The 8,723-nt window shown below is 67.1% G+C and carries 7 protein-coding genes; all 7 read left to right on the top strand.

From position 1 onward, the window contains the following. Positions 1 to 471: 471 nt before the first annotated feature. The 7 genes from PLE19_13630 to PLE19_13600 all read left to right on the top strand — a co-directional run bounded on the left by PLE19_13630 (position 472) and on the right by PLE19_13600 (position 8,417). The gene (locus tag PLE19_13630; protein ID HPD15988.1) at positions 472 to 651 is read left to right on the top strand and encodes a hypothetical protein; all 180 of its coding nucleotides are present in this window, start codon (positions 472 to 474) and stop codon (positions 649 to 651) included. Positions 652 to 998: 347 nt separating this feature from the next. Continuing rightward, a complete protein-coding gene (locus PLE19_13625) occupies positions 999 to 1,211 on the top strand; it encodes a type II toxin-antitoxin system HicB family antitoxin (GenBank protein ID HPD15987.1) in 213 nt (70 codons plus the stop codon). Next, positions 1,208 to 1,405, top strand: coding sequence for a type II toxin-antitoxin system HicA family toxin (locus tag PLE19_13620; GenBank protein ID HPD15986.1), 198 nt, complete (start codon positions 1,208 to 1,210; stop codon positions 1,403 to 1,405). Before PLE19_13625 ends, PLE19_13620 begins: the two co-directional genes overlap by 4 nt. A gap of 45 nt (positions 1,406 to 1,450) precedes the next feature. After that, the gene (locus tag PLE19_13615) at positions 1,451 to 2,767 is read left to right on the top strand and encodes a Gfo/Idh/MocA family oxidoreductase (GenBank protein HPD15985.1); all 1,317 of its coding nucleotides are present in this window, start codon (positions 1,451 to 1,453) and stop codon (positions 2,765 to 2,767) included. A 135-nt stretch (positions 2,768 to 2,902) separates the two neighbouring features. Continuing rightward, positions 2,903 to 5,164: an acetylxylan esterase gene (locus PLE19_13610; protein HPD15984.1), complete on the top strand. Its 2,262-nt coding sequence runs from the start codon at positions 2,903 to 2,905 to the stop codon at positions 5,162 to 5,164. 228 nt (positions 5,165 to 5,392) lie between these two features. Beyond that, a complete protein-coding gene (locus PLE19_13605; protein ID HPD15983.1) occupies positions 5,393 to 7,567 on the top strand; it encodes a beta-galactosidase trimerization domain-containing protein in 2,175 nt (724 codons plus the stop codon). A gap of 4 nt (positions 7,568 to 7,571) precedes the next feature. After that, on the top strand, positions 7,572 to 8,417 hold the full coding sequence (locus tag PLE19_13600) for a hypothetical protein (protein HPD15982.1): 846 nt from the start codon (positions 7,572 to 7,574) through the stop codon (positions 8,415 to 8,417). Positions 8,418 to 8,723: the final 306 nt, after the last annotated feature.

Genomic DNA, 8,723 nt, shown 5'->3' with positions numbered 1-8,723 from the left:
TGCGGCCAGAATCGCGGGCGTCGCAGTCCCACGCGGATTCGTGGACAGGCTCCTAGCCGCGGCCTTGGGCACGGCGCCGCGGTGGACACGGGATGGCATGGGATTCGCAGGCCAATGGTGTCTTGGCCGAGGCGAGGAGCCACGCGCCTTGCTCGTGCTTCACCGCCGTTGCCCGGATCCAGTCTCGTGACGGTATCTCCGCAGACCCGGCTACCTCTCCAATTGTCAGGCAGACGACAGGTGGACTGGACAGCATTCCTCACCTCCTCATCGACACCCGGAAGACGGGAACTGGGCTCGCCAGCTGGCTGACCAGTGATTCGCCTTTCGATATCGAGTCAGACGAATTGCCGCAGGTTCCGGCGCAAGCGTGGCGAGTGAGAATCTGGAGGATCAAGGGCGCCGAGGCGGGGTTCGCAACACCCGGCGGAATCGAGGCCGCTGGGTCGTGATGCGAGCGTGGAGGAACGGATGGACACGATAGACTACCTGTCCTACTCGGTTGCCCCATCCTTCGAGGAAGGCAGCCAGATTGCGGTGGCTCGGGATCCCCTCCGCCAAGAGTACCGAGTCTGCGTGAAGGAAGGAGGGACCGAAAAGGAATTCGTGGCCAGCCCGGAGCAGGCGGCGGACCTCGTCCGGTTCCCATGAGCTCCGCGTGCCGCCACATGCAAAGGGGATCTGGGGTCTCGATGGCACCACCTACACCCTGGTGATAGGCCGATCGGGTGCAACCGCGACCCCAAGGGGTGTGGGCCATTTCTGTAGGTAGCTTCTGCGGCGGATTCTCGTAGCGACAAGCGTCCCGCTTGTCGAACGGATGAAGAGCGCCGCAGGCGGGACGCTCGCGGCTACCTCTGCCGCGGGCCTTCCCCTGTTCCGGGGATTCTCGCATCGGAAACCACCTACGACTCCGGCCCGCACCCCCTTGGGTTGACTTCCTGGCGCAGCCGCGTATACTCTCACATGAGAATAACGAGCACGCCAGGAGAGGAGCAATGCCCAACAGCTACACGGCAGTGGTCAAGGAACAGGACGGCTGGTGGATCGGGTGGATCGAGGAGATCCCGGGCGTGAACTGCCAGGAGCGGACGCGCGAGCAGCTTCTCGACACGCTCCGCGTCACCCTCAGGGAAGCCATTGAGTTCAATCGCCAGGGCGCGATTCAGGCCGCGGAACCGGGATTCGTCGAGGAGAAGGTGACGGTGTGAAGCGCACCAGGTTCCTTCGCTACCTTCGCGAACAGGGTTGCGAATTCGAGCGCGAAGGCGCCAGGCACTCCTGGTGGCAGAACCCAAGTCTCAACAGGCGCCCGGCCGTGCCACGACACAGCGGGATAGTGGACCAGCTCGCGCGCAAGATCTGCAAGGACCTGGGCGTCCCGCCGATCAGCCGGGGCAAGTAGTGTTCTCGGCCGGCGGGAACGTTCCTGCGCAGAAGGGGGAAAGCGATGAAGAACACGGTTTCGCGTCGTGCGTTCCTGGGCAGGTCCGCTGTCGCTGCGATGGGGATCGGCCTGGCCGCCCATGCCGTCGGGGCCGAGGGGCAGCCGCCGGCCAGCGACACGATCTCGATGGGCTTCATCGGCGTCGGCTCGATGGGCAGCGGCGACTTGAATGCCTTTGCTGCCCACAAGGACGTGCGCGTGTCGGCCATCTGCGACGTGAACGCGCCCCGCCGCGAGGCGACGGTGAAGCGCTTCGAGGCCACGGCCAAAGGCTATCACGATTTCCGAAAGCTCCTCGACGAGAAGTCCATTGACGCCGTCTGCATCGCCACGCCGCCCCACTGGCACGCGATCATGGCCGTCGCCGCGGCCAAGGCGGGCAAGGACTTCTACGTCGAGAAGCCGATGACACTGTACGTGGCCGAGAGCCAGGCCATCGTGAAGGCGGCGAAGGAGAACAGCCGCGTCACCCAGGTGGGCACGCAGATCCACGCGGGGGGCAACTACCGCCGCGTGGTCGAGATCGTCCGCGCCGGCGTGCTGGGGCCGGTGAACCTCGTCCGCACGTTCAACGTGATGAACCAGACTCGCGCGGGCGTGGGCAAGGCGCCGGCCAACGCGCCCGTGCCGCCGGGGCTCGACTGGGACATGTTCCTGGGGCCGCTCCCGATGCGGCCGTTCAACCCGATCATCGTGCGCGACGCTTACTTCCATTGTTCGTTCATGGACATCAGCGGCGGCTGGCTGCCGGGCATGGCGCCGCACATCATTGACCTGCCCGTCTGGGCGCTCGACCTGCCGCTGCCCAGCCAGGTGAGCTGCGCGGGCGGGCGCTTCATCCTGGACGACGACGGCGACGCGCCCGAGGTCCAGGAGTGTCTCTTCCGCTACCCCAACCTCGTGATGACCTGGATGCACAATCTGGCGAACAGCTATGGCTTCGACTTCAACGGCGCGGGCGGCATGGCGCGGCGCCTGGGCATCTACTTCCACGGCGAGAAGGCCACGCTCTACGCCGACTACGGCATGCACAAGATCGTGCCCGAGGCCGACCCCAAGGCGGCGCTGGAGCTGCCCGGCCCGTCGCTGGCGCCCTCGCCGGGCCACCACCGCGAACTGCTCGACGCCATCAAGACCCGCCAGCAGCCGTTGTGCAACGTGGCCTACCACCACCGCGTCAACGTGCCCCTGTGCCTCGCCAACCTCTCCTACAAGCTCGGCCGCTCCGTGCAGTTCGACCCCGTGAAGGAGACCATCCTGGGCGACGACGAGGCGGCCCGCGCCGCGATGCCGGCCTATCGCGAGCCGTGGAGCCTCTGATTGCGGAGCGCGGATTTCGGACTGAATGGTAGGGCGCGCATCCTGGCACGCGCAATCGGCCTTTCGGAGAACAAACCAACCTCCCGCGGGTGTCAAACCCGCGGGACGTTCATCTGTGCAATGAGAGGAAGTCACGTGGCGAAGGCATGGGCAGATGCGTTGCGCGCGCCGAGCATCAATGTGCTCTCGGCCGAGGAGCGGGACAAGGCCATTGGCATGCTCGGCGAGGATTGCCGGGCGCGCCTGCGGGCGGCCAATCGCCGCGACGCCGCCGCATGGGCCAAGGTGCGGTCGCGGGCCGACTGGGAGCGCTTCCGCGACGAGCGGGTCAAGGCGCTTCGGGAGTCGCTCGGCCAGTTCCCGCCTATCCCGAAAACGCTCGATGTCGAGACCATTGGGACGCTTGAGGGCGAGGGCTTCCGCATCGAGAAGCTGGTCTTCGAGAGCCGGCCAGGACTGGTCGTGACCGCCAACCTCTACGTGCCGAACCCGGCGCGCGCGAAGATGCCCGCCTTCCTCCTCGTCCACAGCCACCACAACCCGAAGGAGCAGAGCGAGCTTCAAGATATGGGGGTGCTCTGGTCGCGCCTGGGCTGCCTGGTGCTCGTGCCCGACCAGATCAGCCACGGCGAACGCCGCCAGCAGCCCTTCGCGGGACGCGAGGACTACCGCCACCGCATGGTCCTCGGCATGCAGCTCCACCTCGTGGGCGAGAGCCTGATGGGCTGGATGGCCTGGGACCTGCTGCGCTGCGTGGACCTGCTCCTGGCTCGCCCGGGCATTGACCGCGAGAGGGTCATCGTCATCGGCTCGGTGGCCGGCGGGGGCGACCCCGCGGCGGTCGCGGCCGCGCTCGACCCGCGCATCGCGTGCGCCATCCCCTTCAACTTCGGCGGGCCGCAGCCCGAGACGATCTACCCCCTGCCCGAGAACGCCGAAGAGGCGTTCAACTTCGCCGGCAGCGGCAGCTTCGAATCCACCAGGAACCTGCGCCGGAGCGCCCGCGACGGCTTCCTGCCCTACGTGATCGTCGGCGCGGCCGCTCCCAGGCCGCTCCTCTACGCCCACGAGTTCGCCTGGGACGCCGAGCGCGACCCCGTGTGGAAGCGCTTCGGACGCATCTGGGGCTTCTACGATGCTGCGGACAGGCTGGCCGCCGTCCACGGCTGGGGCCGCGTGACCATCAGGCCGCCGGACGCCAGCCACTGCAACAACGTGGGCGCGCCCCACCGCAAGGGCATCTACCCGCACCTGGAGCGCTGGTTCGGCATCCCCGCGCCCAAGGAGGAGCCGCAGGACCGGCGGCCCGCCGAGGAACTGCGCTGCCTCACCGACGCCGTGGCCGCGAGGCGTCAGCCGAAGCTGGTCCACTATCTGGCCAAGGCGTTGAGCCTCGAGCGGGCCGGCAAGGCCCGCGCCGCCCTCGCCCCGCTCGCGCCCGCCCAACGCCGCGCCAAGCTGCGGGCCGACTGGGCGCGCCTGCTCGGCGACATCGAGCCGAGAGGCATCCCCAAAGCCGAGGTCCGCGGCAGGGATGGCCTGGCCGAGCGCCTCCTGCTCACCCTCGACGACGGCTTCGTCGTGCCGGCGCTGCTCCTCGCGCCGCCGGCGGAACACGGGGCAGGGACGCCCCGCCCACAGTCCGAACGGCTGCCTCTCGTGGTCGCCGTAGCGAAGCACGGCAAGGCGGGGTTCCTGAAGCACCGAGCCGACGAGATCGCCGCTCTGCTGGCCCGCGGCGTCGCCGTGTGTCTGCCCGACGTGCGCTCGACGGGCGAGACCGACGCCAACGGCGAACCCGGCCGCCACCGCAAGACCGTTGGCCCCTCCTCCACTTACATGATGCTGGGCGAGACGCTCACCGGCCTGCGCTTGCGCGACCTGCGGGGCGTCCTCCGCTACCTGCGCACCCGTCCCGAGCTGGACGCCACACGCCTCGCCCTCTGGGGCGATTCGTTCGCGGAGCCCAACGTGCCGCCCTTCGCCGACAAGCCGCTGGAGAGCAGCGACTGCCCCCGCGAGTGCGAGCCGCTCGGCGGCTTGCTGGCGCTTCTCGCCGCGCTGTTCGAGGACGACGCCAAGGCCGTGCTCGTGCGCCGCGGGCTGGCGAGTTTCGAGTCGCTGCTGTGTTCCCCCTTCGTCTACGTACCCCACGACATCATCGTGCCCGGCGCCCTGACGGTGGGCGATCTGGCCGACGTGGCGGCGGCCCTGGCCCCGCTGCCCCTGCGCTTCGAGGGCCTGGTGGACGGACGGAACTGCGCCGTCTCCGAGCCCGAGCTCCGCCGCTGGTTCGAGCCGGCCCGGCAGGCCTACGCGGGCGAAGAGGAGCGGCTCATGCTCAAGCCCGATCTGGCCGCCGATGGCAGTTCCTGGCTCGCCGCGGCGCTGGGGTGAAGTGGCCGGCCCTTCGCCCATGTCATTCCGCGCCTGCCGAGGAGCCTATCAGGGGCTTGTCACCGCAACAGGGGCCATCTGCCGGATCACCGCAGCAAGCCTCCGAAGGGCCGTTCGACAGGCGCACAATGACAAGGCGCGGGCAGCACTTGATTCCCCGACACCATTCTCCCATGATTGCGGCGTGCGTTGCTTCGTGAATCCGTCCCACTGTGAAGGAGGCCGGCCATGAGGCGTCGGCTGATGATGGTGGCGGCTGCTGTGGCACTTGGCGTCGCTGCTCGCGCCGCCGAAGACCCCTATCTCGCCTACATCAGGTCGGCCCCCGAGTTCAAGCCGGTCCGCCGCGACCCCAAGATGCTCCTCGGCCGCTGGAACACGTGGGTCTACATGCCCTGGCGCTACCAGTGGCACATCGGCACGGGCGACGCCGGCGGCCAGTTCTGCAAGGACTACGGCTTCAACGGCGGCTTCACCGACCACGGCGACACCCGCGTGCTGCCCTGGCTCGAGAAGTGGGGCCTGCTGTTCTACAACGACCACACGGCGGCCAAGGGCTACCTCTACCTCAACCGCGCCGACTGGAAGCGCATCCAGACCGACGGCCGGGCGCTGCGGTTCGGTGCCAACGGCCCGCGGCCGCTCGACGCCGCCATGCTCGAGAAGCTCAAGGGCATCGTCACCGAGCGCGTCAACGGCCTGAAAAAGAGCCCCGTGCGCGCGGCTTACGCTCTCGACGACGAAATCTCCTGGGGCTCGTTCGTGAAACCCATCCCCTGGCGCATCCATGACGACGACGCCGACTACGAGAAGTGGCTCGTCGCCTACACGGGCGACCCGACCGCGAAGGCGCAGTACCTCACGCCCGAGTTCACCCGCGCCCAGCTCGGCAAGCCGTTAGGCCAGCTCGACTTCTCGCCCTTCCTCGACCGCATGACCTACAACGACAGCTACTGGGCCGTGTTCCTGCGCCAACTCGTCGAGACGTCCAACGCCGCGGACCCCGAGACCCCGTGCGGCTTCGTGGGCGGCCAGTCGCCCAACCTTTTCGGCGGCTACGACTACGCCAAGCTGATGAAGAACATCCAGTTCCTCGAATCCTACAACATCGGCTCGTCCACGGCCATCATCCGCTCGTTCAACCCCCAGAACGCCATGCCCATCGTGACGACGCACTTCCACAACGACGGCCGCGGCACGGCCAACGACATCTGGCAGACCTGGTACTACCTGGCCCACGGCAACCGCGGGATGATCGGCTGGGTGGAGGGCTGGTTCGAGCAGGACGGCACGCCGCGTCCCTGGCTCAAGGAGTACGCCCCCACGAACAAAGAGGTCGGCGGCGTCCAGGGCAGGAAGCTCGTGGGCGCACGATGGCTTCACGACGGCGTGGCCGTCTACTACTCGCACCCCTCGATCCAGGTGTCGTGGTGCCTCGACAGCGAGGCGCACGGCAAGACCTGGGTCAACCGCAACAACGACCACCGCCTCGGCACCAGCCACCTCGTGCGCAAGGCCTGGGAGTACCTGCTCACCGACAGCGGCCTCCAGTTCAACTTCGTCCCCTATGACGAGGTCGTTGTCGGCGGGGTGCCGAAGGAGTACAGGGTCCTCATCCTCCCCGCCTGCTATGCCTTGAGCGACATCGAGGCCGTGCGAATCCGGGAGTTCGTCGAGGCCGGCGGCACCTTGATCGCCGACTTCGCCCCCGGCCTCTTCGACCACCGTGGCAAGGGGCGCGCCAAGGGCGCGCTCGACGACCTCTTCGGCGTCAAGCACGACGGCACGGAGACCAAGCGCGACTTCTTCGGCGGCGACGGCAAGCTCTGGGTCGAGACCAACCAGGATGCCGCCTTCGGCTACAAGAAGTATCGCGAGCTCTTCGCCACTGTGCCGTGCAAGCTGGCCGACGAGTTCGCCATCGCCGAACCGAAGCTCAAGACCCACATCATCAGGAAGATTGGCAAGGGCACGGCGGTCCTCGTCAACCTCTCGCCCCAGCGTTACCTTCAGTACCGTGAGGAGGGCTCGGCGAGCGAGCAGCACCGCAACGTCTTCGTCCAGTACGCCCTCAGCGGCGGCGCCAAGCCGTGGGTGCGCGTGGCCGGCCCCGACGGCGCAAGGCCGCGGAACTGCGAAGCCACCTATTGGAGCAAGGGGGGGCGGACCTACGTCTTCGTCCTCCAGAACGCCGAGGTCACAGGCAGCGACGTCGGGGGTGGCGGCGTCGAGGGTCTCGCCGCCAAGAAGCACCCCATCACCGTCGCCTTCCCCTCCCCTGTCAAGGACGCAATAGACGAGCGCACGGGCAAGAAGCTCGGGGACGGCGCATCGTTCACCCTCGACTTCAACCCCGTGGAAGCCGCCTTCTTCAGCTTCGAGGGCGGGGGGCGCAAGGAGTAGCCGCATGGCCGATCAACGGGAGGTACTCGATCTCCGCCGGTACGGGTACGACGTTGCGGTACCCATTGAGGGAACCATCGTTGAGCAATACGGTAAAGAACCATCCCCGCTGATCCTTCTGTTTGACGAGGACCACAACTTCTTCGACGGCATACGCCAAAGCCTATGCACAGCCTGCGCGCTGATAGACCTGGGTGTGGTAGACATCGTTGGCGTCGAAGGCTACAGCGGCGACGCCCGCGATTGGTTCCCGAAGAGGTGCGGGATTTCGGCAGCAGATTTGCGGGCGCAGCTGGACGCAACGGGCAGTACAGACAGTGACATCATCGCATGGGGTGTGCGGTGCGGCTTCGCCCAAGTGTTGGCAGTACTCAGGCCCGAAACCCTCATTGTCGGGCTTGAGGACCCCACCGCCTACCAGGAGGCCATTGAGCGGAAGCGAGAGTCTGAAAGACCGGAAAGCACCAGGCGTGAGACTGATAGGCTAATCGAGGAAGCAATCGCCGAGGTAGCCGAGGAACCTGGTTCGGGAGGCGGGGGCACCGACCTTGGCTCGTGGATGGAATTGCTGAAGAGGCGCATCGCGGAGAAAGCTTGCAGTCAAGTCACGGATTTTGCCCGGAATCAACTCGATGGCCCGAGGTCCAGCCACTTTGTAAGCAACCTACGACTCTACCGAAAAAAGCACGGCTGCGGCAAGGCATCGATCATCAACGCTGGCGCGGCGCACCACGACACACTATCTGGCATCCTCCGTCAGGAACAAGGATGGTCGTTGGTCCGGATCCGGCCAGCGGGCTTTCCAACTCTTCCTGGCCCGGCGCGGCCGCCAAGAGAGATGACTGGATGAGCACCTATTTCGCCCTTACAGGGCTTGGCGGGTCTGCGGGTCTGTCGCTTCGTTACCCAGGGCGTTGCCCTGGGCTTTACCATCTCGCTCCTTCGGAGCTTCAGAAAGGCAGTGGCCATGCGGAGGAACTGCCTAAGGGGATACCCCATGATCGGCCTCGCCACGGCCTGACAACAGAGGAACGCGGTGTACTCAGGCGGTCGCCCGTGCCGGCCCGTGCCCGCCCGTGGTGGGCCTCTGAAGCCCCGCAGGGGCGGAATGGGATAGCCCAGGGCAACGCCCTGGGAAACGAGTGACCCCACCCAT

Source organism: Planctomycetota bacterium (assembly GCA_035384565.1).
Lineage (GTDB): Bacteria > Planctomycetota > PUPC01 > DSUN01 > DSUN01 > DAOOIT01.
This window is presented reverse-complemented; position numbering and strand designations above follow the sequence as displayed.

What these genes read in the sequence shown, in the direction of transcription:
- PLE19_13630 (HPD15988.1), top strand. Translation starts at nt 472, where the DNA reads ATGGACACGATAGACTACCTGTCCTACTCGGTTGCCCCATCCTTCGAG.
- PLE19_13625 (HPD15987.1), top strand. Translation starts at nt 999, where the DNA reads ATGCCCAACAGCTACACGGCAGTGGTCAAGGAACAGGACGGCTGGTGG.
- PLE19_13615 (HPD15985.1), top strand. Translation starts at nt 1,451, where the DNA reads ATGAAGAACACGGTTTCGCGTCGTGCGTTCCTGGGCAGGTCCGCTGTC.
- PLE19_13605 (HPD15983.1), top strand. Translation starts at nt 5,393, where the DNA reads ATGAGGCGTCGGCTGATGATGGTGGCGGCTGCTGTGGCACTTGGCGTC.
- PLE19_13600 (HPD15982.1), top strand. Translation starts at nt 7,572, where the DNA reads ATGGCCGATCAACGGGAGGTACTCGATCTCCGCCGGTACGGGTACGAC.